Source organism: Streptomyces sp. TG1A-8, from assembly GCF_030499535.1.
Classification (GTDB): domain Bacteria; phylum Actinomycetota; class Actinomycetes; order Streptomycetales; family Streptomycetaceae; genus Streptomyces.
Genome location: NZ_JASTLB010000001.1, coordinates 1,730,719 through 1,755,336 on the forward strand (window position 1 = coordinate 1,730,719; position 24,618 = coordinate 1,755,336).

11 protein-coding genes and 3 pseudogenes are annotated in these 24,618 nt (G+C 71.5%); 6 read left to right on the plus strand and 8 right to left on the minus strand.

Annotated features, from left to right (window positions below):
• Window positions 1–97 precede the first annotated feature (97 nt).
• Window positions 98–1,309 carry an ROK family transcriptional regulator gene (locus QQY24_RS07100; RefSeq protein WP_301971826.1) on the minus strand — a complete coding sequence of 404 codons (1,212 nt, stop codon included), beginning with the start codon at window positions 1,307–1,309 and terminating at the stop codon, window positions 98–100.
• Window positions 1,310–2,875: 1,566 nt separating this feature from the next.
• Here QQY24_RS07100 and QQY24_RS07105 point away from each other — a divergent pair.
• Window positions 2,876–6,679, plus strand: a complete 3,804-nt coding sequence (locus QQY24_RS07105; protein WP_301971827.1) for a GH92 family glycosyl hydrolase — start codon at window positions 2,876–2,878, stop codon at window positions 6,677–6,679.
• An 86-nt stretch (window positions 6,680–6,765) separates the two neighbouring features.
• Here QQY24_RS07105 and QQY24_RS07110 read toward each other — a convergent pair whose 3' ends face one another.
• Together QQY24_RS07110 and QQY24_RS07115 are read right to left on the minus strand one after the other, a co-directional pair.
• Complete coding sequence (locus QQY24_RS07110; protein ID WP_301971828.1) at window positions 6,766–10,032, minus strand: GH92 family glycosyl hydrolase; 3,267 nt, start codon at window positions 10,030–10,032, stop codon at window positions 6,766–6,768.
• 630 nt (window positions 10,033–10,662) lie between these two features.
• Window positions 10,663–13,497 (minus strand): aconitate hydratase, encoded by a 2,835-nt coding sequence (locus QQY24_RS07115; protein ID WP_301971829.1) that lies wholly within the window; start codon window positions 13,495–13,497, stop codon window positions 10,663–10,665.
• A 625-nt stretch (window positions 13,498–14,122) separates the two neighbouring features.
• On the opposite strand from QQY24_RS07115, the pseudogene QQY24_RS07120 reads away from it, so the two are divergent.
• Window positions 14,123–14,317, plus strand: a pseudogene (locus tag QQY24_RS07120) (DUF4236 domain-containing protein); the annotation flags it as partial.
• A 64-nt stretch (window positions 14,318–14,381) separates the two neighbouring features.
• A complete protein-coding gene (locus QQY24_RS07125) occupies window positions 14,382–15,911 on the plus strand; it encodes a UDP-N-acetylglucosamine 1-carboxyvinyltransferase (protein ID WP_301971830.1) in 1,530 nt (509 codons plus the stop codon).
• Between the two features lie 338 nt (window positions 15,912–16,249).
• On the opposite strand, the gene QQY24_RS07130 is transcribed toward QQY24_RS07125, so the two are convergent.
• On the minus strand, window positions 16,250–16,888 hold the full coding sequence (locus QQY24_RS07130; protein ID WP_301971831.1) for a TetR/AcrR family transcriptional regulator: 639 nt from the start codon (window positions 16,886–16,888) through the stop codon (window positions 16,250–16,252).
• A gap of 122 nt (window positions 16,889–17,010) precedes the next feature.
• Here QQY24_RS07130 and QQY24_RS07135 point away from each other — a divergent pair, with 122 nt between their 5' ends.
• From QQY24_RS07135 to QQY24_RS07145, 3 genes and pseudogenes are all read left to right on the plus strand, one after another.
• Window positions 17,011–17,799, plus strand: a complete 789-nt coding sequence (locus QQY24_RS07135) for an SDR family oxidoreductase (RefSeq protein WP_301971832.1) — start codon at window positions 17,011–17,013, stop codon at window positions 17,797–17,799.
• Window positions 17,800–17,866: 67 nt separating this feature from the next.
• Window positions 17,867–18,646, plus strand: a pseudogene (locus tag QQY24_RS07140) (transposase); the annotation flags it as partial.
• A gap of 260 nt (window positions 18,647–18,906) precedes the next feature.
• Window positions 18,907–19,105, plus strand: a pseudogene (locus tag QQY24_RS07145) (hypothetical protein); the annotation flags it as partial.
• A 185-nt stretch (window positions 19,106–19,290) separates the two neighbouring features.
• On the opposite strand, the gene QQY24_RS07150 reads toward QQY24_RS07145, so the two are convergent.
• The 4 genes from QQY24_RS07150 to QQY24_RS07165 all read right to left on the minus strand — a co-directional run bounded on the left by QQY24_RS07150 (window position 19,291) and on the right by QQY24_RS07165 (window position 24,606).
• Window positions 19,291–20,604, minus strand: a complete 1,314-nt coding sequence (locus QQY24_RS07150; protein WP_301971833.1) for a hypothetical protein — start codon at window positions 20,602–20,604, stop codon at window positions 19,291–19,293.
• Window positions 20,605–20,949: 345 nt separating this feature from the next.
• Window positions 20,950–21,192, minus strand: a complete 243-nt coding sequence (gene ilvN / locus QQY24_RS07155) for an acetolactate synthase small subunit (protein ID WP_301971834.1) — start codon at window positions 21,190–21,192, stop codon at window positions 20,950–20,952.
• A 28-nt stretch (window positions 21,193–21,220) separates the two neighbouring features.
• Window positions 21,221–23,125, minus strand: a complete 1,905-nt coding sequence (locus QQY24_RS07160; protein ID WP_301971835.1) for an acetolactate synthase large subunit — start codon at window positions 23,123–23,125, stop codon at window positions 21,221–21,223.
• Between the two features lie 260 nt (window positions 23,126–23,385).
• Window positions 23,386–24,606: an MFS transporter gene (locus tag QQY24_RS07165; protein ID WP_301971836.1), complete on the minus strand. Its 1,221-nt coding sequence runs from the start codon at window positions 24,604–24,606 to the stop codon at window positions 23,386–23,388.
• Between the last annotated feature and the right edge of the window lie 12 nt (window positions 24,607–24,618).

The following is a 24,618-nucleotide window of genomic DNA, read 5'->3' on the forward strand; positions in this document are numbered from 1 at the left end:
GCGTCGTTGCGGCCGAGGTGGCTGGAAGTCAACTCGGCCACACGTGCGACGTCAAGAAGTAAATCCTTAACGAGATGGCAACGGTGCCATCCGTTTTCTAAGTGAAGGCAGGGGTAGTGACGGGCAGGGCGCCTACCGCAGAGCCGTCCAGAAGGGTCGAATCACCCATCTCGCTCAGGGCCAGCGCCAGTGCGCCGAGGACCTCCGCGCGTCCCCCAAGTGCCCCTGGGAGAACGGACAGTTGACGCGCCGCGCTGGGGATGGCGTAGCGGCCGACGGACTCCCTGATGGGTGCGAGCACCAGCTCCCCGGCCTCGGCGAGGTCGCCGCCCAGGACCACCCGGCTCGGGTTCAGCAGGTTGCACAAATTGGCCACTCCGCTGCCGATGTGGCGGCCGACGTCGGCGACCACGCGGCGGCAGCCCGGGTCCCCGTCCCTGGCCAGCCGCACGACGCCCTCCAGCGTCAGACCGGTGCCGTGGCTGGGCTGGAGCAGCGGGAGCACGTACCGCGCGGCCGTGAACGTCTCCAGGCAGCCGCGGTTGCCGCAGCGGCAGACCGGGCCGGCCTCGTCGAGCGTGATGTGACCGATCTCGCCGGCGGTGCCGCCCGGGCCGCGGTAGATCCTCCCGTTGATCACCAGGCCGGCGCCGACCCCGCTGGCGACCTTGATGTAGGCGAGGTCGCGGACGCCCCTGCCGCTGCCCCAGACGAGTTCGCCGAGGGCGCCGAGGTTGGCGTCGTTGTCCACGTGCACGGGCACGCCGAGCCGCTCGTGCAGTTCCTCGGCGGGCCTGGTGCCGCCCCAGCCGGGCAGGATCGCGGTGGACCCGAGGGTGCCCGACTCCACGTCGATCGGGCCGGGCACGCCGAGCCCCACGCCCGCGACCTTGGACCGGTCCACCCCGGTGGCCTCGATCAGGCGGTTGACCAGCTCCTCCGCCCGGTCGAAGCCCTGCGTGGAGGAGGCGTCCACGTCCAGCGGCTCGGATTCCTCGGCCAGCACCTGGTGCGCGAGGTTCCCGATCGCGACGCGCAGGTGCGTGTGTCCGAAGTCGACGCCGATCACGATGCCGGCGTCCCCGCTCAGCGACACGCTGCGGGCCCGCCGGCCGCCGGCCGACGTGGGCGTGACCTCGACGGTGCCGCCGTCCTTCAGCTCCCGCACGATGTTGGAGACCGTCGCGGCGGACAGGCCGGTCGTGCGCGCGATCTCCGCCTGCGTGAGCGACCCGGCCAGCCGCACCGCCCGTACGACTCGTTCCAGGTTGGCTCGGTGCAGCGACGACTGCGACCCCGGAGTCTCCATCGACCCATCCACTCCCGCCTCGGCCGGGCGGCCCCTGTGCCACCCGTGGCCCAGGTCACATCCGCGGAACCGGGCCACTTACAAGTTATGAACTCCAAGCTGTGCCGAACGGGTTACCGCAGTCAAGTCCTTGACGGAAATCGCTCTCGCTTCCCCCGTCCCGCGCCGGACACCTCCCGGACACGTCCGCGCCACTCCCGAGCAGGGCGGGTGTGCCTCCGCGGGCGCGTCCGGCAGGGGGGTTGGGGCGGCGGGCGGAACCGTGCGCGATGGTCCCCGGCTCGTTCGGAAGCGGAATCCAGGAGGCGGACCGTGACCGGGTTGTGACCGGGGCCGGACGGCCCCGGAGGGAATCGCAGCTGTGAAGCGCGGGCCCGCCGACGGCCGGCCCGGCCGGGTTCCGGAGGTCCGGCGGGCGGGCCCGGCCGGACCCGTGGTGGCCACCGGGGCGGCCGGCCGGACCCGCGGCCGCGCACCTAGGCCGGCTCCGCCGCCGGGTCCGGGAGGCGGAAGGGGGCCGTACGGGTGAACCGCCGGTGGATGCCCGGCGGGGCCGGCGGGGCGCAGGGACCGGCCGCGGTGCGGCCGGGGCCGAGGACGCGCCTGCCGGGGTCGGTGCCCGGGACCGCAGGGAGCACGGACCGGTTCGACTGCCCCGGGAGGCCGAGGACCCCCGCGCCGACCGGCCCCGGCCCGGCCGTCGGGAGCACGAGCCGGAAGAGGGGGCGCGGGACGCGCCGTCCGCGGAGGCCGCCCCCGCCGCCGAGGCGGGCGGGGTGCGCGGGAACGCCGCCGGGGAGGAGGCGGTGAACGGCGGCGGGCGGCGCGGGCCGGGACCGGGCCGTGGGCCGCGTCCAGCAGACCCGTGTCGTTCACGACGCGGAACAGCGGGACCGGTGCGGGCGTGACCGGGAAGCCCGTGCCGTCGGCGGACAGGTGGTGGAGGAGGCGGTTGCCGGGGCAGGCGGAGCGCTGCCCGCCGCGCCCTTCCTCCCGGCCTTCCCGCGGACCGCGGACGTCCCGTCCCAGGCCTGCGGGCACCCCCCGTCCAGCGCGCCCGGCAGCGCGGCGGGGTCCGCCGGCTGGTCCCTGCCGGAACCGCCGCCGCCGAAGAGGGCGGGTTCCACGCCGGCGGCGTCGTCGGCGCCGAGTGGGTCCCCGGCGGACCGCTCGGTCCGGCCACGTCGGCCGACGCCCGTGGAGCCGGGTGGTGCGGAAGTGGACCCGTGCCCATGTCCTCGCCCCGCCGCGGGACTCGGGCGGTGGACCGGGCCCTCCCCGGCACCGCGGGCGGACGGTGCGGGGCGCGCGGGGAGGCGCCGACGGGCGCGGTCCGGTTCCGGCCGGCGGGGCGGGGCCGAACGCGGGACCGGTCCCGGGTCCTCTCCGAGCCCTCGCGGGAACATGAGAGGCCGATGAGTGTCACGTGGGGGAAATTCCCGACATAGGCCCCTGAATGCCACACCCAACACCCTTGACACCATGGGCCAATTGACGCCCTACTAGTTCCTGCGCACCGACGTTGACAACGTTGTCCAGAGCGGTCGCAGTGAGGGGAATCCGTAAATGCAGCGAAGAACGCGGCACAGATGGGGCCCGGCGGTCGTCCTCACGGCCGCCTTCGCCATGGCCGTCGGCACCCAGGGCGCAGCGGTCGCCCTGCCGGCCAAGGCGCGGGCCGCGGACCGGGAGTTCGCATCCTCGTTCGAGGCGGACGATCCGGCACCGGACTGGCTGAACACCGTGGACACGGGGCCGGACGGGAGCAAGCGCGCCTCGGGCGTGGACGGTGGTTACAGTACCGGCATTCCGGGCAACGTGACGGACCACGTCACCGACGTGCGGGCCAGCGGCGAGAACGCGCCGGCGGGCGAGGTGAAGGAGAACCTCGTCGACGGCGAACCCGGCACCAAGTGGCTGGCCTTCGCGTCCACCGGCTGGGCCGAGTTCGACCTGGACCGGCCCGTCAAACTGGTGACGTACGCGCTGACGTCGGCCAACGACTACGCCGAGCGCGACCCGCGGGACTGGACGCTCCAGGGCTCGGCGGACGGCAAGGACTGGAAGACGCTCGACAGCCGCTCCGGCGAGTCCTTCCCGGAGCGGTTCCAGACGAAGTCCTACGACCTCGCCGAGCCGGCCGAGTACCAGCACTTCCGGCTGAACGTGACGAAGAACAACGGCGCGTCGGGCGTGCTGCAACTCGCCGACGTGCAGTTCTCGACCGGCGGTACGGGCGGCCCGGTGCCGCAGGACATGCTGTCCCTGGTCGACAAGGGCCCGAGCGGTTCGCCGACGGCCAAGTCGGGGGCCGGTTTCACCGGGAAGCGGGCCCTGCGCTACGCCGGACGGCACACCGCCGGCGGCCGAGCCTACTCGTACAACAAGGTCTTCGACGTGAACGTGAAGGTCGGCCGCGACACCGGACTGTCGTACCGCGTCTTCCCGTCGATGGCCGACGGCGACCGCGACTACGACGCCACCAACGTCTCCGTCGACCTCGCCTTCACCGACGGCACCTACCTCAGCGACCTGGGCGCGCTCGACCAGCACGGTTTCCCGCTGACACCGCGCGGGCAGGGCGACGCGAAGGTGCTGTACGTCAACCAGTGGAACAACGTGTCCTCGCGGATCGGCTCAGTGGCGGCCGGCAAGACCGTCGACCGGATCCTGCTGGCGTACGACTCGCCGGACGGCCCGGCCAAGTTCCGCGGCTGGATCGACGACGTGGTGCTCGGGGCCCTGGCACCGCAGAAGCCCAAGGCGCACCTGTCGGACTACGCGCTGACCACCCGGGGCACCAACTCCAGCGGCAGTTTCTCCCGGGGCAACAACTTCCCGGCGACCGCGCTCCCGCACGGGTTCAACTTCTGGACGCCGGTGACCAACGCGTCGTCGCTGAGCTGGCTGTACGAGTACGCACGTGCGAACAACGAGGACAACCTGCCCACCGTCCAGGCGTTCAGCGCGAGCCACGAGCCGAGCCCCTGGATGGGCGACCGGCAGACCTTCCAGCTGATGCCCTCGGCCGCGTCCGGCACCCCGGACACCGGCCGCGAGGCACGGGAGCTGGCCTTCCGGCACGAGAACGAGACCGCGCGGCCGTACTACTACGGGGTCCGCTTCGAGAACGGCCTGAAGGCGGAGATAGCCCCGACGGACCACGCCGCCGCGCTGCGCTTCACCTACCCGGGTGACGACGCGAGCGTCGTGTTCGACAACGTCACCGAGCAGGCGGGCCTGACCCTGGACAAGGAGCACGGGACCGTCACCGGCTACTCCGACGTGAAGTCCGGGCTGTCCACCGGCGCCACGCGGCTGTTCGTGTACGGCGAGTTCGACAAGCCGGTGACGGACGGCACCTCCAGCGGGGTCAAGGGGTACCTGCGCTTCGACGCGGGCGCCGACCGCACCGTCACGCTGCGGCTGGCGACCTCCCTGATCAGCGTGGACCAGGCGAAGGACAACCTGCGCCAGGAGATCCCCGGCGGCACGTCCTTCGGCACCGTCGAGGCGCGCGCCCAGCGGGCCTGGGACCGGCTGCTCGGCAAGGTCGAGGTGCAGGGCGCGACCCCGGACCAGCTGACCACGCTGTACTCCAGCATGTACCGGCTGTACCTGTACCCGAACTCGGGCTTCGAGAAGGTCGACGGCAAGGACCGGTACGCCTCGCCGTTCTCCGCCATGCCGGGCCCGGACACGCCGACGCACACCGGTGCGAAGATCGTCGACGGCAAGGTGTACGTCAACAACGGCTTTTGGGACACCTACCGGACCACCTGGCCCGCCTACTCGCTGCTGACGCCCTCCCAGGCCGGTGAGATGGTCGACGGGTTCGTGCAGCAGTACAAGGACGGCGGCTGGACCTCGCGCTGGTCCTCCCCCGGTTACGCCGACCTGATGACCGGCACCTCCTCGGACGTGGCCTTCGCCGACGCCTACGTCAAGGGCGTGAAGTTCGACGCGAAGGCGGCGTACGACGCGGCGGTCAAGAACGCGACGGTCGTCCCGCCGTCCTCCGGGGTGGGCCGCAAGGGCATGAGCACCTCGCCCTTCCTCGGCTACACCAGCACCGACACGGGCGAGGGCCTGTCGTGGGCGATGGAGGGGTACGTCAACGACTACGGCATCGCCAAGATGGGCGAGGCGCTGTACCGGAAGACCGGTGAGAAGCGCTACAAGGAGGAGTCCGCGTACTTCCTCAACCGCGCCCGGGACTACGTGAACCTGTTCGACTCCAAGGCGGGCTTCTTCCAGGGCCGCGACGCCAAGGGCGACTGGCGGGTCGACTCCGCCAAGTACGACCCCCGCGTGTGGGGCTACGACTACACGGAGACCAACGGCTGGGGCTACGCCTTCACCGCCCCGCAGGACAGCCGGGGCCTGGCCAACCTGTACGGCGGCCGGTCCGGCCTCGCGGAGAAGCTCGACGAGTACTTCGCCACGCCGGAGACGGCCTCGCCGGACTTCGTCGGCTCCTACGGCGGTGTCATCCACGAGATGACCGAGGCGCGCGACGTCCGGATGGGCATGTACGGCCACTCCAACCAGGTCGCCCACCACGTGATCTACATGTACGACGCGGCCGGCGAGCCCTGGAAGGCGCAGGCGAACGTCCGCGAGGCGCTGTCCCGCCTCTACACCGGCAGCGAGATCGGGCAGGGCTACCACGGCGACGAGGACAACGGCGAGCAGTCGGCCTGGTACCTGTTCTCCTCGCTCGGCTTCTACCCGCTGGTCATGGGCGGCGGCGAGTACGCCATCGGCTCCCCGCTGTTCAAGAAGGCGACCGTGCACCTGGAGAACGGCCGGGACCTGGTCGTCAAGGCACCCCGCAACAGCACGAAGAACATCTACGTGCAGGGCGTGAAGGTCAACGGCCGGGCCTGGACCTCGACGGCGCTGCCGCACTCGCTGCTGGCCAGGGGCGGGGTGCTGGAGTTCGCCATGGGCCCCGAGCCCTCCAGGTGGGGCACGGGCAAGAACGCCGCCCCGGCCTCCGTCACGCAGGACGACGGGGTGCCCACGCCGCGCGCGGACGTGCTCAAGGGTGACGGCGCCCTGTTCGACAACACGTCGGCGACGAGCGCGGCGGTCACCTCGGTGGACCTGCCGACGCAGGGCACGGCCGAGCCCGTCCAGTACACGCTGACCTCGGCGGCCGACCACACGAAGGCGCCGACCGGCTGGACCCTGCAGGGCTCGGCGGACGGCACGACCTGGAAGACGCTGGACCACCGCTCCGGCGAGTCGTTCCGGTGGGACCGGCAGACCAGGGCGTTCACCATCGCCGAGCCGGGCGCGTACGCCGAGTACCGCCTGGTGCTCGACGGCGAGTCGACGCTCGCGGAGGTGGAACTGCTGGCCTGACGCGGCACGGGCACGGGGAAGGGGCGGGTCCCGTTCGGGACCCGCCCCTTCGTGCCGTGCGCTCCGCTCAGCTCATGGCCGAGCGCTCAGCTCGTGGCCAGGGCGAACACGTGCAGGTCCGTGTCGCGCGGGAGCCGGACGCTCCTGACGGCCTTGCCGTCCGGCGCGGTGAACGGCTCGGTGGCGAAGACGTAGGTCGCCACCGGGTCCTTGTCGGCGCCGGCGACATTGCGGTACGAGGTCTTCGCGACGACCTCGTTACCGTACTGGACGGTGCCGCCCCCGCCGCCGACGGTCCAGTCGGTGAAGGAGAGGTCGGCCGTGCCGGTGGTGCCGTCGGTGTAGGTGACGGTGGCCTTGGTCTGCTGGTTGCCGTTGACGGCGCTGCCGATGAACGACAACGCGCTCGCCGGTTCGGCCAGTTCGATGGTCTGGCCGGACGCGGAGGCGTTGTCCGGGCGGCCGGCGGGCGAGCCGGGCCAGGTGAAGGCGAGGCCGTCGGCCGTGTGCCGCTCGCCCGGGGCGAGGCCGGCCGCCGCGAGGGCCTGGCGGGAGTAGCTCCAGCCACCGCCGTCGTAGTCGGCCTCGTCGTGGTCGCCCTCGTCGTCCGAGACACCGGTGTTGTCGTAGGCGGCGAGCAGGGTGCCCGGTGCGGCCACGGTGAGCGCGACCGGCTGCTCGTAGGAGGTGCCGTCCGAGGTCACCGTGACCTTGACGTCGTAGAAGCCCTGGGCGGCGTCCTCGGCCGCGCCGAGCGTGATCTGCTGCGAGCCGTCGGTGACGGTCCCCTCGGCGGGCGAGGCGGTGACCCCCGCGGGGGTCTCCACCCGGAAGCGGACCTCGGGCCCGGTGCCGCCGCCCAGCGCCAGCGCGCGGATGTCGATCTTCGTGCTGTCACCGGGGGCGACCGTGGCGGCGGTGGGTCCGACGCCGATCTGGTAGGGCTGCTCGCCCTGCCGGAAGGAGGGCGGCGGGGAACCGGCGCCCCAGGCGCGGTCGGCGGTGCCGGACAGGGTGTAGTCCAGGCGGCCGCCGTCCCGGACGAAGGAGGCCGGCAGCCAGGGCCGGTCGCTGGTGCGGCCGTCGACCTTCAGGGACCGGACGTAGGGCGCGCCGGCCGCCGCTCCGCCCGCGTGGATGGAGATGTCGTTGCCGCGCGGGCGGTGGATCTCCACCCGCTCGAACAGCGGGGAGGCGAGGACGAGTTCGGCGCGGGAGGGGACCTGCGGGTACATGCCGAGCGCGGAGAAGACGTACCAGGCCGACATCGCGCCGAGGTCGTCGTTGCCCGGGATGCCCTCGGGCCGGGTCGACCACAGCTGCCGCATCGCCGCCCGGACGGTCTCCTGCGTCTTGTAGGGGGCACCCGCGTAGTCGTACAGGTAGGGCACGTTGATGGACGGCTCGTTGTCCATCTCGGACTTGGTGCCGCCGGTGCCGGTGAAGGCCCAGCCGCCGTCGGAGGTGTGGAAGAAGGAGTCGAGCCGGGCGAGGGCCTTGTCGGTGCCGCCCATCGCCGCGAAGAGCCCGGCGGGGTCGTGCTGGACCATCCAGGTGTACTGGGCGGCCGTGCCCTCCACGAAGCCGTTGCCGGTGTCCGGGGTGAAGCCGGTGACCCAGCTGCCGTCGGCCTTGCGGTTGGCGATGTAGCCGCCGCTCGGGTCGGCGGCGATGTTGAAGTTGTTCTGCCACCACTGGGCGCGGCGGGCGAAGGCGTCCGCCGTGTCCTTGCGCCCCGCCGCCGCGGCGAGCTGGGAGAGGGAGAAGTCGGCCGTGGACATCTCCAGCGTCTCGGCGGCCCCGCCCCAGGCGTTGGAGACGCTGGGCATGTAGTGCAGCTTGAGGTACTTGTCCAGGGAGGGGCGCTGGCCCGCCGACAGCACCGGCTTGCCGGCCGCCGACAGGTCCTGCTCCGTCGGTACGGTCGCCGCCTTCACCAGGGAGTCCAGGGCGCCGCGCAGGTCGAAGTCCGTGCCGCCGAAGGCCCGGATGCCGGCCAGCGCGGTGGGCGACGGGTCGCCGTTCATGACGTGGGTGCCGCTCGCGCCGTGCAGCCAGCGGTCCCAGGTCCCGCCGTTCTGCCGGGCCAGTTCGTACAGGGACTGGGCGATGTCGGAGCCGGTGCGCGGGTCGAGGAGGGTCAGCAGTTGCACCTGGTCGCGGTAGACGTCCCAGCCGGAGAAGGTGCCGTACTGGGCGCGGTGGCCGCGGCCCACGCGGTGCACCTTGCCGTCGCTGCCCCGGTAGCGGCCGTCGGCGTCGCTGATGACGTTGGGGTGCAGCAGGGAGTGGTAGAGGGCGGTGTAGAAGGTGGTGCGGTCGGTGTCCGAGCCGCCGCCGACCCGGACGGCGGCCAGGCGGTCGCGCCAGGCGCGGCGGGCCGCGTCCTCGACGGCGCCGAAGGACTTCCGCGCCGGGTTCTCCGCCCGCAGGTTGGCCTCGGCGGCCGCCCGGCTGACGTAGGAGATGCCGACCTTGGCGTTCACCGGTCCGGAGCCCGGCGCGAACCGGACGTAGCCGCCGGCGCCCTTGCCCGCGACGGGCAGGCCGCCCCGGGAGAAGCCGCCGGTGCCTCCGGACGCCTTCCGGGAGCCCGGGCTGAGCCGGTCGTCCTGCCAGGTGCCGGTGGCCGTGAAGGCGCGGTCGAAGCGGGCGGTGAAGTACAGCGTGTAGTAGGAGCGCTGGCCTTCGGGGTCGAGGTAGCCGCAGAAGTTGCCGGAGGTGACCGAGCCGGAGATCGTGCGGGTCCGCGGGTCGATGGTGACCGAGGAATCCTCGGAGCCCACCTCGGAGTTGGCGGTGCGGACCAGCAACGAGGCCGGTTTGCCGGCCGGGTAGGTGAAGCGGGCCGAGCCCGTGCGGGCGGTCGCGGTGAGGTCGGCGGTGATGCCGGAGGCCAGGCCCACCTTGTAGTGGCCGGGCTCGGCGGTCTCGTCGGAGTGGCTGAAGTCGGAGGCGTAGACGGCGTCCTTGGTGTCGCTCGCCGGGGACGAGGTCACCTCGCCCGCGTACGGGAAGAACGGGATGTCGCCGCTGCCGCCCGCGCAGCCGGTGCCGGACATGTGGGTCAGGCTGAAGCCGCGGATGCGGGTGGCGTCGTACTGGTAGCCGCCGGGCGCGGCCGTTCTCGTCGCGTCGCCGCGCGTGTTCTCCGGACTCCACGAGAGCATGCCGAAGGGCACGACGGCGCCCGGGAAGACGTTGCCGCCGTTCTTGGTGCCGATCAGCGGATCGACGTACGCCGTCGGGTCCTTGACGAGGTCGGGGGGTGCGGCGGTCGCCGCCAGGGCGGGGGTGGCGCCGCCGGTCGCGAGCACCGCGGCCAGCAGCAGGGACGTCGGTCGGAATCGCATGACGCGGCCCTTCCTCCTCACGGACGGGTCGCGCACCACGGGTCACACAAGCCGCAGGGACAGTAACCCGTGCCACCCGCGCCGCGGAAGACCGCGTGCGCCTGCGCGGGCGCACGGCCGGGCCGCCGGGCCGGGCCGTCCCGAATGGCTTGACATCGTTGTCCGTTGAGACGGTAGAGTCATGTACAGAACACAAGACAACGTTGTCGCGCGCCTTGTGTCCCACAAGCCAGCACCATCCGGCCGGGCGTCCGGACCTCCCTCGCCCGCCCGGTTCGCCGATCCGGTGCGTACCGCTCCCGGATCCGCCCCGAGCCGCTCCCGCCCCCGGGCGGGGGCGGCTGCGTCGTTCGTTTCCGGCCAGGCGCGCCCCCACCGCAGGACGCGTGACGGGGCTGCTCCGTGCGGCGGGCCGCGGTGCACCGTGCCGGGGAGCGCTCCCGTCACCGCGTGCCCGTGGAGGCGGCGCGCGGTGACGGGGCCGTGAGCGCATCGCGCCGCCCCCGGGACACCGGCCGGGCGCCGTGGCGGTGGGTGACCGGCGCCGTCCGGCCCGCACCCCGGACAGGGCGGAGGGCCGCACCCCGCCGGGGGTGCGGCCCTCCGCCGCCGTACCGCTCGCCCGCGCGCTTACTTGCGGATCAGGCTGCGCAGCACGTACTGCATGATGCCGCCGTTGCGGTAGTAGTCGGCCTCACCGGGGGTGTCGATGCGGACGACCGCGTCGAACTCGACACCGGTGTCGGTGGTGACCTTGACGGTGCGCGGCGTGGTGCCGTCGTTCAGCTCGGTCACGCCGGAGACGGAGAAGGTCTCCTCGCCGGTCAGGCCGAGCGACTCGGCGGAGTCGCCCTCCGGGAACTGCAGCGGCAGGACGCCCATGCCGATGAGGTTCGAGCGGTGGATGCGCTCGTAGGACTCGGCGATGACGGCCTTGACGCCGAGCAGCGCGGTGCCCTTGGCCGCCCAGTCGCGGGACGAGCCCGAGCCGTACTCCTTGCCGGCCAGGACGACCAGCGGGACGCCCTGCTCGATGTAGTTGCGGGAGGCGTCGTAGATGAAGGAGACCGGACCGCCGTCCTGCGTGAAGTCGCGGGTGTAGCCGCCCTCGGTGCCCGGCGCGATCTGGTTGCGCAGGCGGATGTTGGCGAACGTGCCGCGGATCATGACCTCGTGGTTGCCCCGGCGCGAGCCGTAGGAGTTGAAGTCACGGCGCTCCACACCGTGCTCGGTGAGGTACTTGCCCGCCGGGGTGTCGGCCTTGATGGCGCCGGCCGGGGAGATGTGGTCGGTGGTGACCGAGTCGCCCAGCTTGGCCAGGACCCGGGCGCCGGAGATGTCCTCGACCGGGGCCGGCTGCGTGCCCATGCCCTCGAAGTACGGGGGCTTGCGGACGTAGGTGGACTCCGGGTCCCACTCAAAGGTGTCGCCGGTCGGGACCGGGAGCGCCTGCCACTGGGCGTCGCCCGCGAAGACGTCGGCGTAGGACTTGGTGAACATGTCCTCGCCGATGGCGCTCGCCACGACCTCGTTGACCTCGGCCTCGGAGGGCCAGATGTCCTTCAGGTGGACCGGGTTGCCGTCCTGGTCGGTGCCCAGGGCGTCACGGGTGATGTCCACCTTCATGGAGCCCGCGAGGGCGTACGCGACGACCAGCGGCGGGGACGCCAGGTAGTTCATCTTGACGTCGGGGTTGATGCGGCCCTCGAAGTTCCGGTTGCCGGAGAGGACCGAGACGACGGCGAGGTCGTTGTCGTTGACGGCCTGGGAGACCTCCTCCGGCAGCGGGCCGGAGTTGCCGATGCAGGTGGTGCAGCCGTAGCCGACGAGGTTGAAGCCGACCTTGTCGAGGTACGGCGTCAGGCCCGCCTTCTCGAAGTAGTCGGTGACGACCTTGGAACCCGGGGCGAGCGTGGTCTTGACCCACGGCTTGCGGGTCAGGCCCTTCTCGACCGCCTTCTTGGCCACCAGGGCGGCGGCGACCATGACGTACGGGTTGGAGGTGTTGGTGCAGGAGGTGATGGCGGCGACCGTCACCGCACCGTGGTCCAGCTCGTAGCTCGTGCCGTCGGGGGCGGTGACGGAGACCGGGTTGGACGGGCCGGGGCCGGGCACGACGGCGGAGTGCCGCGGGGCGCCGGCGCCGTTCTCCTGGTGGCCGTAGGCGGGGGCGTCGCTGGCCGGGAAGGACTCGGCGCTCGCCTCGTCGACCGGGGACTCGACGCCGTGCGGCTTCTCCTGCGCCGGGACGCCCGGCTCGCGGTCGTCGCCGCCGGTGATGCCGGCCTGCACGTAGTTGAGCACGTCGCTGTTGAACTGCTCGGCGGCGGCGGAGAGTTCGATGCGGTCCTGCGGGCGCTTCGGGCCGGCGATGGACGGGACGACCGTGGACAGGTCCAGTTCGAGCTTCTCGGAGAAGTCCGGCTCGGCCTGCGGGTCCAGCCAGAGGCCCTGCTGCTTGGCGTAGGCCTCGACGAGCGCGACCTGCTGCTCCGAACGGCCGGTCAGGCGCAGGTAGTTCAGGGTCTCGTCGTCGATCGGGAAGATCGCGGCGGTGGAGCCGAACTCCGGGGACATGTTGCCGATGGTGGCGCGGTTGGCCAGGGAGGTGGCCGCCACGCCCTCGCCGTAGAACTCCACGAACTTGCCGACCACACCGTGCTTGCGGAGCATCTCGGTGATGGTGAGCACGAGGTCGGTGGCGGTGGTGCCGGGCTGCAGCTCACCGGTGAGCTTGAAGCCGACGACGCGCGGGATGAGCATGGAGACCGGCTGGCCGAGCATGGCGGCCTCGGCCTCGATGCCGCCGACGCCCCAGCCGAGGACGCCGAGGCCGTTGACCATGGTGGTGTGCGAGTCGGTGCCGACCAGGGTGTCCGGGTAGGCCTTGCCGTCGCGGACCATCACGACACGGGCCAGGTGCTCGATGTTCACCTGGTGGACGATGCCGGTGCCCGGCGGGACGACCTTGAACTCGTCGAAGGCGGTCTGGCCCCAGCGCAGGAACTGGTAGCGCTCCTTGTTGCGGCCGTACTCCAGGTCGACGTTCTGCTTGAAGGCGTCGTTGGTGCCGAACTTGTCGGCGATGACGGAGTGGTCGATGACCAGCTCGGCCGGCGCCAGCGGGTTGATCTTCGCCGGGTCGCCGCCCAGCTCCTTGACGGCCTCGCGCATGGTCGCGAGGTCCACGACGCAGGGGACGCCGGTGAAGTCCTGCATGATCACGCGGGCCGGCGTGAACTGGATCTCCTGGGACGGCTGGGCCTGGGAGTCCCAGGTGCCGAGGGCGCGGATGTGGTCGGCGGTGATGTTCGCGCCGTCCTCCGTGCGGAGCAGGTTCTCCAGCAGGACCTTGAGGCTGTACGGCAGGCGGGCCGAACCCTCCACCTTGTCCAGCCGGAAGATCTCGTACGACTCGTCGCCCACCTGCAGCGTGCTGCGGGCGTCGAAGCTGTTCGCCGACACGACAGTCTCCTTCATTGATGTGCGCGTACCACCGTCAATCGTGCCGCCACGCCGGCTTGGCCGATCCGGTGAGGCCAGGCTAAGTTAGGCAACCCTTACCGGAGTGGCGGCTACGGTGCGCCTCGGCAGATATCTCGATGTCGAGATAACTCTAGTACATGGGGCGCGAATGGTCATGCCCGGCTTCCCCGGGGCGCGCCACGGAGGGCTCCCGCACGGCCGGCACCGGTCCCGCACGGGCCGGCCGGCCGCCGGGCCGGCAAGGCCGGACGGGCGGGCCGGCCGGCCGGACAGGCGAACGGCCAGTCGATCGGTCGGCCAGTCGGCCAGTCGGCCGGAGCGCAGCGCCCGGCGGCCGGCGGCCGGCGGCCGGTGGCCGGCGACCGGTGGCCGGCGACCGGTGGCCGGTGGCCGGTGGCCGGTGGCCGGTGGCCGGTGGCCGGTGGCCGGTGGCCGGTGGCCGGTGGCCGGTGGCCGGTGGAGGAAACCCACGGGACGGCTTCCGTGCCGCTTCGCCGCGGCGGGCGCGACGGCGGCGGCGTCCGCCGTGCCATTCCACCGGCGAGCGGGGGTATCCGTCGGACACCGGGGTTCTCCCGGTGTCCGACGGAAGGAGACATCCGCGCCGCTCACGTTCCGCAAGAGCTTCCGCATCCTGCCCGGGGTGCGCCTGAACATCAACCGGCACTCCTGGTCCCTCACCACCGGCGGGGACCACGGCCCGCGACACACCCACAGCAGCACCGGGCGTCGTACGACATCGATGGATTTGCCCGGACCTTTCGGATGGCGTCGTACCCGTACCCCCAGGAGTCGTTGACAGGCCGTCACCCGAATGGCCCCCCTGAGAGGTGCGATCTCATATCTGAGATAACCTCACCCTCATGGCAGACGACTACCTCGTACGCATCGGCCGGCTCATCCGTGACGCCCGGCAACACCGGGGCTGGACACAGGCGCAGCTCGCGGAAGCGCTGGGCACCAGCCAGAGCGCGGTCAACCGCATCGAGCGCGGGAACCAGAACATCAGCCTTGAGATGATCGCCCGCATCGGTGAGGCCCTGGACAGCGAGATCGTGTCGCTGGGCTACGCGGGCCCGATGCACCTGCGCGTCGTCGGGGGCCGCCGCCTCTCCGGCGCCATCGACGTGAAGACCAGCAAGAACGCCTGTGTCGCCCTGCTGTGCGCCTCGCTGCTGAACAAGGGACGCACGGTGCTGCGCCGGGTGGCGCGCATCGAGGAGGTGTACCGCCTGCTGGAGGTGCTCAACTCCATCGGCGTGCGCTCCCGTTGGATCAACGACGGGGTCGACCTGGAACTGGTGCCGCCGGCCGAGCTGGAGATGGCCGCGATCGACGCGGAGGCGGCCGTCCGCACCCGCTCGATCATCATGTTCCTCGGTCCACTGCTGCACCGCATGGACCGCTTCAAGCTGCCGTACGCCGGCGGCTGCGACCTGGGCACGCGGACCATCGAGCCGCACATGATCGCGCTGCGCCGGTTCGGCCTGGACGTCGCGGCCACCGAGGGGCAGTACCACGCGCAGGTGGACCGCACGGTCCGGCCCGACCGGCCGATCGTGCTGACCGAGCGCGGCGACACCGTGACGGAGAACGCGCTGCTCGCGGCCGCCCGGCACGACGGCGTCACGGTCATCCGCAACGCCTCCTCCAACTACATGGTCCAGGACCTGTGCTTCTTCCTGGAGGCCCTGGGCGTCCGGGTCGACGGCATCGGCACCACCACGCTGACCGTGCACGGCGTGCCGACCATCGACGTCGACGTCGACTACTCCCCCTCCGAGGACCCGGTCGAGGCGATGAGCCTGCTGGCCGCCGCCGTCGTCACCGAGTCGGAGCTGACGGTGCGCCGGGTGCCGATCGAGTTCCTGGAGATCGAGCTGGCGGTCCTGGAGGAGATGGGCCTCGACCACGACCGGTCACCGGAGTACTTCGCGGACAACGGCCGCACCCGCCTCGTGGACCTCACGGTCCGGCCCTCCAAGCTGGAGGCGCCGATCGACAAGATCCACCCGATGCCCTTCCCGGGCCTGAACATCGACAACGTCCCGTTCTTCGCGGCCATCGCGGCGGTCGCGCAGGGCCAGACCCTCATCCACGACTGGGTCTACGACAACCGCGCCATCTACCTGACGGACCTCAACCGCCTCGGTGGCCGCCTGCAGTTGCTGGACCCGCACCGCGTCCTGGTCGAGGGCCCGACCCGCTGGCGCGCCGCCGAGATGATGTGCCCGCCGGCCCTGCGCCCCGCCGTGGTCGTCCTGCTGGCGATGATGGCGGCCGAGGGCACGTCGGTCCTGCGCAACGTGTACGTCATCAACCGGGGTTACGAGGACCTCGCGGAACGCCTGAACTCGATCGGGGCGCAGATCGAGATCTTCCGGGACATCTGAGTTGCAGATACCGCCACACCCCTTCTGACCCCTATGAATGCCGGTCTAAGGGCCTGTCGGAGAACACCATGTGGGCGAGTAGAGCGCCGACCTGTGGAACCAGGTTCAAAACCACCAGGTTAATCCTCTGCGAGCCCCAGGAGCCGCCCCGCAATCGGCCTTTGGCTTCGATCGACTGCAGGGCCGCGGACTATCGGGCCAGCGCGCCTCCATCGCGGAGGCGGCAGTTCCCAGGAGCTCCGGCACTGTGTGTGAGCGACTGCGTGCTCGACGGGGCCGCGGCCCTGCCCGTGCGGGAGGTACCAGGTGGTTACGCAGAACGGTGGGCGCCTGGTGCCTCAGGCGCCGTGGGCCCCCGGCGCGCCGTATCGGGCGAGCATGGTCAGCACCGCTTCGTCGACCGCGTTGGTGATGGCGGAGTCGTCGGGCTCCCATCGCGCGAGCAGCATCCGTGGCCAGAACACGTAGTTGGAGATCATCCCGAGGAACTGCGTCGCCGCCGTCTCCGCATCGTCAAGCCGGGCTGCACCAGCGGCGTTCTCCGCCGCCAGATAGCGGCGGACCGATTCGAAGTAGGGCATCTTGCCGAGCTTGAATTGAGTCTCGCCAAGCTCCGGGAAGCGCGGCACCTCGGCGATGACGATGCGGAAGAGGGCGGCCATGCCGGGCTGGGTGAGGAGCGCCACGTATCGGCGTCCGATGGTCTCAAGCCCTGCGCGCAGGTTCCCTGGCTCGGGGAGGGGCGCCTCCTCGTCGTCGACCTTCCAGTATTCGGTGACGATCGCCTCGAACAGGGCCGCCTTGGTGGTGAACTGCTTGAACAGAGTCGCCCTCGACACTCCGGCCGCCTCGGCGATGCGGGCCAGCGAGGTGCCGTCGTAGCCGGAGTCGAGGAACAGCTTCGTCGCCGCCTCGATGATGGACGTCCGCTTCTGCGCTGCTACGCGCCGGTGGTATTCCGAAGGCTGTGCCGTCATGCCCTCCAGTATGCCTCCCACTGCGAGATGAGTCACTTGACTCACCCACGGTCCCGCTCCTACCTTGAGAGGAGAGGTGAGTCACTCGGCTCACCGTTAGCGTAAGCCTGGAAGGAAGCATCATGGGACGCTTTGAGGGCCAGACCGTCATCGTCACGGGCGGCAGCGGGGGCATGGGCGGCAGTCATGTGCAGGGCTACCACGCCGAGGGGGCGAACGTCGTCATCGCCGGCCGCGACGACGACGCCGGCCGCGATCTCGCTGCTCGGCTCGGTCATCGGGCTCTGTCCGTTCACCTGGATGTCGCCAGCGAGGACGACTGGGCGGCGGTGGTGCGAGAAGTCGAGGGCCGCTTCGGGCCGATCGCCATCCTGGTGAACAACGCGGGCGTCCAGAACCCGGCGGCCCCTATCGAGCACACCGAACTCCGCACCTGGGAGCACACCTTCAGCGTCAACGTCACCGGCCAGTTCCTCGGCATCAGGGCCGTGGCTCCGTCGATGCGCAGGGGCGGTGGCGGAACCATCGTCAACATCGCCTCGACCATGGCCCACGGCGGCACGGCCTTCTACGCCCCCTACACCGCCAGCAAGTGGGCCGTGCGCGGGCTGACCAAGACGGCCGCGCTGGAGCTGGGGCGGGACAACATCCGGGTCAACTCCATCCACCCCGGCGTCGTCTCCACACCGCTGATCAACGAACCCACCGTCGCAGGCCAGCCGCCCATCGCGGACTCCTACTCGCCCGATCCCTTCGCCATCCCCCGCCTCGCCGAACCCTCTGAGATCACCCGCCTGTTGCTCTTCATCACCTCCCAGGACGCATCTTTCGCCACGGGCTCGGAATTCGTCCTGGACGGAGGCCTGCTGCTCGGTCCTGCACTCCGGCCCGAAGCCGACATCGCAGCTTGAGCCGGCACTGCAGTACGGAGCGTGCAGTCGCGGGCACCCGTCTTGTTCAAGGCGAAGCGATCTTGCCTTGCGACGACGACGGGCTGGGGCAGTTGTGATCACGGCGTCCGAGCCGTCCTGGACAGCTCCATTCACTGGGGCGAGGCCGCGCTGCTTCGGCAGGTTGGTGGCCGCGTTGCGACGGGAGGGCGCGGATGCGATGCGGCGGGGCCGTCCGTGGAGCCTGCCGCTGGAGGGCCGCGTGCTGCTCGTGACAACGTACCGGCGCACAAACTTGACGATATGCCGGCTTGTCCCGCTCTTCGGCAACTCGAAGTCCGCGGCCGACCGCATCATCGACCACCTCGGCCCCCGGCTCGCGCTTCAGCCTCGTCGGTGGTTCCAGGGACACCGTGCTCCTCGTGGACGGCACCCCGGTGCCGACTCGCCACCGTTCGACCGCCGAACGGTTCAAAAACTACCGCTGCTCGACTGCCCATCAGGTCATGATCGACGCCGTCACCCGCTTGGTCGTCGTGGTCGGCCGACCGCTGCCCGGCAATCGCCATGACTCCGCGACCGGGAGGGATCCGGCGCCAAGGCCGTCGTGGACACCACCACGACGATTGCCGATGGCGGCCTCCAGGGCACCGGACTGGTGATCCCGCACCGGCGAGCGGCCGGGCAAGCCGAACTCCCGGCCTGGAAAGAGGAACACAACCGGTCCCCTAAACAGGTTCGCACCCGCATGGAACACACCTTCGCCCGCATGAAGACCTGGAAGATCCTGCACGACTGTCGCCTCAGAGGCGACGACATCCACCACGCCATGCTCGGCATCGCCCGCCCATACAACCCGGCCCTTGCCAACGCCCTCCCCCGCCCTCCCCACCGACGTAGGCGTGTAGGAACGCGAGCAACTTTCAACGCTCCGCAAGAAGTACGCGGCTCGCACCGCCCCGGCTGCCAAGAACGCCCAGCCAGCGAAGTCGAAACCGGCAGGGCGTACGGACGGCAGGAAACCCGCCTCGAAGAAGCCCGCGGCGAAGAGCGCGACGCAGAAGCCGAAGTCCGCACCGGTGCGTGACCTCGGTGACCGCCTCGTCAACCGCACGGCCCTCGGCTACGGCCCCCCGGTTCGCGTCGGAGGGCGACCGGGACACCGCGCGCCTGGTCCGGCTGGTGGACGCCGCCGCCGAGCGCCTGCGCCCGGGCGTCGACGTGTCGTACGGCTACTACCCCGACCGCCCCTCGTACCTCTCCCCTGGCCGTGGCGACGTGCTCCCCGAACCGCGTGATGCCCGAACTGGGCTGCCCGTGCGCGTAGTCGAGAACCGGGACCACCGCCCCGCGCCGCACCGCGAAGACTCCGCACGGCGACCTGAGCCCGTCATCCGACGTGACGGACGGTCCGGCGCACCGAGCACTTCCCGCGTCCGTACGCTGATCCTGCGCACGGCGGTTCCGGTCCACCCCGCGCCACTGATGGAGCGAATGCGACCTCGTCGACGTCTACGCGGCCAGCGCCGGGAACACCACCACCGACCCGTCCTTGTCGCGGGCCATCTCGATCGCCACGTCCGTCGCGCGGCTGTCGGCCACGGCGCCGTCGCCCAGCCGGTGAAGGCGGTGCGCGGCGCGCAGCAGGCGATCGACCTCGCTGGTGGTGAAGACGGGGCGCCGACCGCTCGGGCGGGCCAGTTCGAGTGACGCCAGGCGTACCAGGACACCGGCGATGCCGGACTCCAGTGCGTCGAGGCTCTGCTGTTCGCGTCGGAGTGCGCGGGTGAAGTTCTCGAACGGGTTGCCGGGTTCGCCCTGGGCGTGCTCGACCGCCTGGAGGACGGCGACCCGCCGCTTCAGGGCGATGGCCAGGGACGCGAGTTCGAGGTGGGCGCGGAACGTGCCTCCGTGGTCGTCGATGCCGGGGAACGACTCCGTCAGGACTGCGAGTTCGATGGGCTCGCCCTCGGGCAGTGCGTCGAGCGCGCTCCGCCACCCGGCAAGACGGCCCTCGGCCTTGCTCAGCGCCGTGTCGAGGGTGTGCACCGCCGAGTCGAGTCCCAGCGAGAGGCCGAGTCTGCCCTGGTCGAGCAGAACGGCCGTGGCCTTGTCGACGGCGGCGCGGCAGCCGTTGAGTGCGCTGTGCTCGTCGTCGAGCTTGTCCTGCTGGAGTTGCTCCAGCAGTTCCGTGATGTGCTCGATGGCCTGCTGACGCTTGTGGTCGGCGTGCGCGCTCACCCCCACCGCCACGGCCATGAGCACCAGCGGAGCGGCCACGGTGAGCGCCGTACCGCCGACGGCCGCGGCACCCGCGGTTGCACCGGCCCCGCCGGCCGTGCCCGCTGCCGCCGCTCCTCCGACCGGTACGAAACTCGCTTTGGCGGCAATCCTGCCGTTCGTCGAGTTCACGAGGGCACCGAAGACGCCACCGGTCGATCCCTTCGGCACCATCGGGCGCACGAGGCCCTGACCGAACTGGGCGGCGACCTTCGCCGGGACCACCATGCGGTACAGGTTCTCGCCGGAGGCAGTCGCTTTGGCCGTCGTGAGGGAACTTCGCGACGCCTGGGTGAGGAACTGCGACAGGTGCTGCGCCAAGGGACTCACGGCGTCGAGCGGGATGCCACGCCCACGGTCGATCTTGTCGGGCAGGGGATGTATTTCGAGTGTGACGACCGGCTCGTCGGCCAGGACGGCCAGCACGCCGCGCAGTTCGGCCAGGCGCTCGGCCGTCATCGACTCGCCCGCGGTCAACGCCGGCACCCGGACGTCACCGGTCGCCAGCGTCCACACCGGCACGGCCGTCTTGCGGTCGTCAGTCATTGTCTCCCCCTTGCTTCCCCGGACAGTTTAGGGCTGGCGTCCGACAGGAACCGGCGCCCGTCAGTCCAGCAACCGCTCGGCGCGATCCGGGACGCCGCGGAGGTGCCGGCCGCCGGCCACCATGGCGTGGAGGAGGCGATGCCCTTCGGTGCGGCTGCGTGCGGCAAAAGCCGCTCCGCGGTTCCGCGTCTTCCTGATCACCGGGCGGGCCGAGGGGTGGCGCCCGTGACGTGCGGTCCGGCGGCCGGGCCGTGGCGGTCCTCCCGTACCGGCCGGTCCGCCGCCGCGGGCCCCGTCGGAGGGGGCCCGCGGCGGCGGACGTCACGGCGGTCGCCGGGGCGTGGCTCAGCGGGGTGCCGGCTCCAGGACCTCGACCACGTTGACCAGCTTGGCGAGCTGCTGGGAGAGCTGGCCGATCGCCCGTTCCTCGACGTGGGCGACGATCGTCATCCGGGACCGGCCCGGCCGGCCGGTCGGGGCGACGGCGAGCGATTCGATGTTGTAGCCCCGCCGGGAGAACAGGGTGGCGGCGCGGACGAGCACGCCCGGCTTGTCCTGGACCACGGCGGTGAAGGTGTGCTGCGGCATGGTTGCCCCTCTCCGGGTGCCGGGGTGGTCAGTCGGTCTCGTCGCCGAAGTCGGGACGGAGGTCCCGGGCCGCCATGATCTCGTCGTTGCTGGTGCCGGCGGCGACCATCGGCCAGACCATGGCGTCCTCGTGCACGATCAGATCCACCACGACGGGACGGTCGTTGACCGCGTTGGCCTTCTCGATGACCGCGTCGAGCTCGGCCGGGTCCTCACAGCGCAGGCCGACGCAGCCCATCGCCTCGGCCAGCATGACGAAGTCCGGGATGCGGGTGCCCGGGGCCACCGGCCGTGTGCCGCCGGCCGAGGTGGAGGCGCGGTCCGCGGTGGGGGCGGAGCCGGGTGCGGACGGGCCGGAGTGCAGCGCGGTGTTGGAGTAGCGCTGGTCGTAGAAGAGGGTCTGCCACTGCCGGACCATGCCCAGTACACCGTTGTTGATGACCGCGACCTTGATGGGGATGCCGTTGAGCGCGCAGGTGACCAGTTCCTGGTTGGTCATCTGGAAGCAGCCGTCTCCGTCGATCGCCCACACGGTGGCCTCCGGCCGGCCGGCCTTGGCGCCCATCGCGGCGGGGACGGCATAGCCCATCGTCCCCGCGCCGCCGGAGTTCAGCCAGCGGCCGGGTTGCTCGAAGTCGATGAACTGCGAGGCCCACATCTGGTGCTGGCCGACGCCTGCGGTGAAGATCGTGCCCTCCGGGGCGAGCCGGCCGATGCGCTCGATGGCCTGCTGCGGTGACAGGCGGCCCTCGGGTGCCGGGTCGTAGCCGAGCGGGTAGCGGGTCCGCCAGTTCTCCAGCCTCTGCCACCAGGCCGCGTAGTCGCCCCGGTGGCCCGCCTCGTGCCGGGCCCGGACGCCCAGGACGAGGTCGGCCAGCACGTCGCGGGCGTCACCGACGATCGGCAGGTCCGCCTGTCGGTTCTTGCCGATCTCGGCCGGGTCGATGTCCGCGTGCACGACCTTGGCGTGGGGGGCGAAGCTGTCCGGCCGGCCGGTCACCCGGTCGTCGAAGCGGGTGCCGACCGCGAGGATCAGGTCGGACTTCTGCAGGGCGGTCACCGCGGCGACCGTGCCGTGCATGCCGGGCATGCCCAGGTGCTGCGGATGGCTGTCCGGGAGGGCACCCAGCGCCATCAGCGTGGTGACGACCGGCACCCCGGTCAGCTCCACCAGGGTCCTCAGCTCCTCGCAGGCGCCGGCCTTGACCACGCCCCCACCGACGTACAGCACCGGGCGTTCGGCCGCCAGGAGCAGTTGGGCGGCCTCGCGGATCTGCTTGGCGTGCGGCTTGCCGACCGGGCGGTAGCCGGCCAGGTCGGTCCGCGGCGGCCAGCGGAAGGTCGTCGTCCCCTGGAGGGCGTCCTTGGTGATGTCGACCAGAACCGGTCCGGGACGGCCGGTGGCAGCGATGTGGAAGGCCTCGCTGATCACCCGGGGGATGTCGTCCGGATCGGTGACCAGGTAGTTGTGCTTGGTGATCGGCAGGGTGATGCCGCAGATGTCCGCTTCCTGGAAGGAGTCGGTGCCGATCATCGTGGAGGGCACCTGGCCGGTGATGGCGACGACCGGCACCGAGTCCATGTAGGCGTCGGCGATCGCGGTGACCAGGTTGGTGGCCCCCGGACCGGAGGTGGCCATGCAGACGCCCACGGCGCCGGTGGCCTGGGCGTAGCCGGTGGCCGCGTGGCCGGCGCCCTGTTCGTGGCGGACCAGGACGTGACGGACCCGGGTGGAGTCCATCAGCGGATCGTAGGCGGGGAGGACGGCCCCGCCCGGAATGCCGAAGACGGTGTTCACCCCGGCCTCTTCGAGGGAACGGATGAGTGCCTGGGCGCCCGTCACCCCGGCCTCCGTGATGCCGGCCGAGGGCGGGACGTCGGCGGTGGTGACGGCGTCCGGTCGGTACGCGGGATCCGGTGTGTAGGTGCTCATCTGGCCAACCTCTCGGTTTCGTCGACGAATGGGTCCCGCCGGGCAGGGCGGGGTTTTACCGGGGCCTGGCCTGCGCTGGTGTGCGCCGGCTCGGGCCGCCGGGCCGTTGTCGTGAGAACCGGGGCAGCAGGGTCTGTCTCCGCGCCGGTTGCCGGTGCCGCGTGCTGAGGGGTGGTCCAGCGGGCGGTGCGGCACCGCACCGTCAAGCAGCGGTCGGATCTCCGGTCGTCCGAGCCGCGGGGCCGCGAAGCGGCCGTGTCTCAGTCTCCGTGCGCCGCGGCGCGCGCCGTGATCCGCAGGAAGAGCAGGGCGGCGACCGCCAGGATCGCTCCGAGGCCGTACACGGTCGTCGTTCCGACCGGGAGTGCGACGCCTCCGAGTACGGTGCCCAGGCCGATGCCCAGGTAGATCCCCGAGGAGTTCAGGGAGACCACCAGAGGGGCTTCCTGCGGGGCGACCTCGATCAGCCGGTGCTGCTGCGGCGGCGTCTGGCACCAACTGCTCGCGCCCCAGAGCATGACCAGCAGGCCGACCACGGGCAGCAGCGAACCGTGGGTGGCGGCGATCCAGGCCAGCAGTCCGAGGGCGAGTGCCATGCTGACGTATCCGGCGGTCAGGACCCGGACGGAGCCCCAGCGGTCGGTGGCGTAGCCGGCCGCCATGTTGCCGAGCACGGCGCCCAGGCCGTACAGGAAGAGCATCCACAAGGTCGCGCTCTCGGGGACCCGCACGGCCTTCAGCACCGGGACGCTGTAGGCGTAGGCGGTGTAGCTGGCTCCCATGCCGAGCACCGTGAGCGGCAGTACGGCCAGCACGGTCGGCCGGCGCAGCACGGCGAGCCGGGTGCGCAGCGGCACCCGCGGGTTGCCGGGCAGCTCCGGCATGATCAGCCGCACGCCGACGGCGACGAGCAGGCACAGCCCGGCCACCACGCCGAGGGCGCTCCGCCAGCCCAGCCAGTGGCTTATCAGGTTGCCGAGGGGGACCCCCAGCGCGGTCGCGACGGTCAGGCCGCCGATGACCACGGCCAGGGCTCGGGCCCGTAGCTCCGGGCGCACCAGGGCGGCGCTCACCGCGCCGGCGTTGGGGGTGTAGGCGGCCGCGCCGGCGGCCGCGATGATCCGGCTGGCGATCAGCACGGCGAGGTTCGGTGCCAGCGCCGAGAGGAGATTGGCCACGCCGAGCGTGAGCAGTGCGGCGATCAGCAGGACCCGCCGCGGCAGCCGCGCGGTCAAGGTGGCGAGCACCGGCGACAGGACGGCGTAGGCGGCGGCGAACACGGTGATCGACTGTCCGGCCGCCGCCACCGACACGTGCAGCGAGTCGGCCATGGACGGCAGGAACCCGGCGACGACGAAGGCGTCCGTGCCGACGGCGAAGGTGCCTAGGGCCAGCACCATGGTCGACGACAGTCCGCCCGGTTGAGGCGGGTTCTCGCCGTCAGCCGTCGGACGACCGGACGGAATCGAGACACTCGACATCCAGATTCTCCT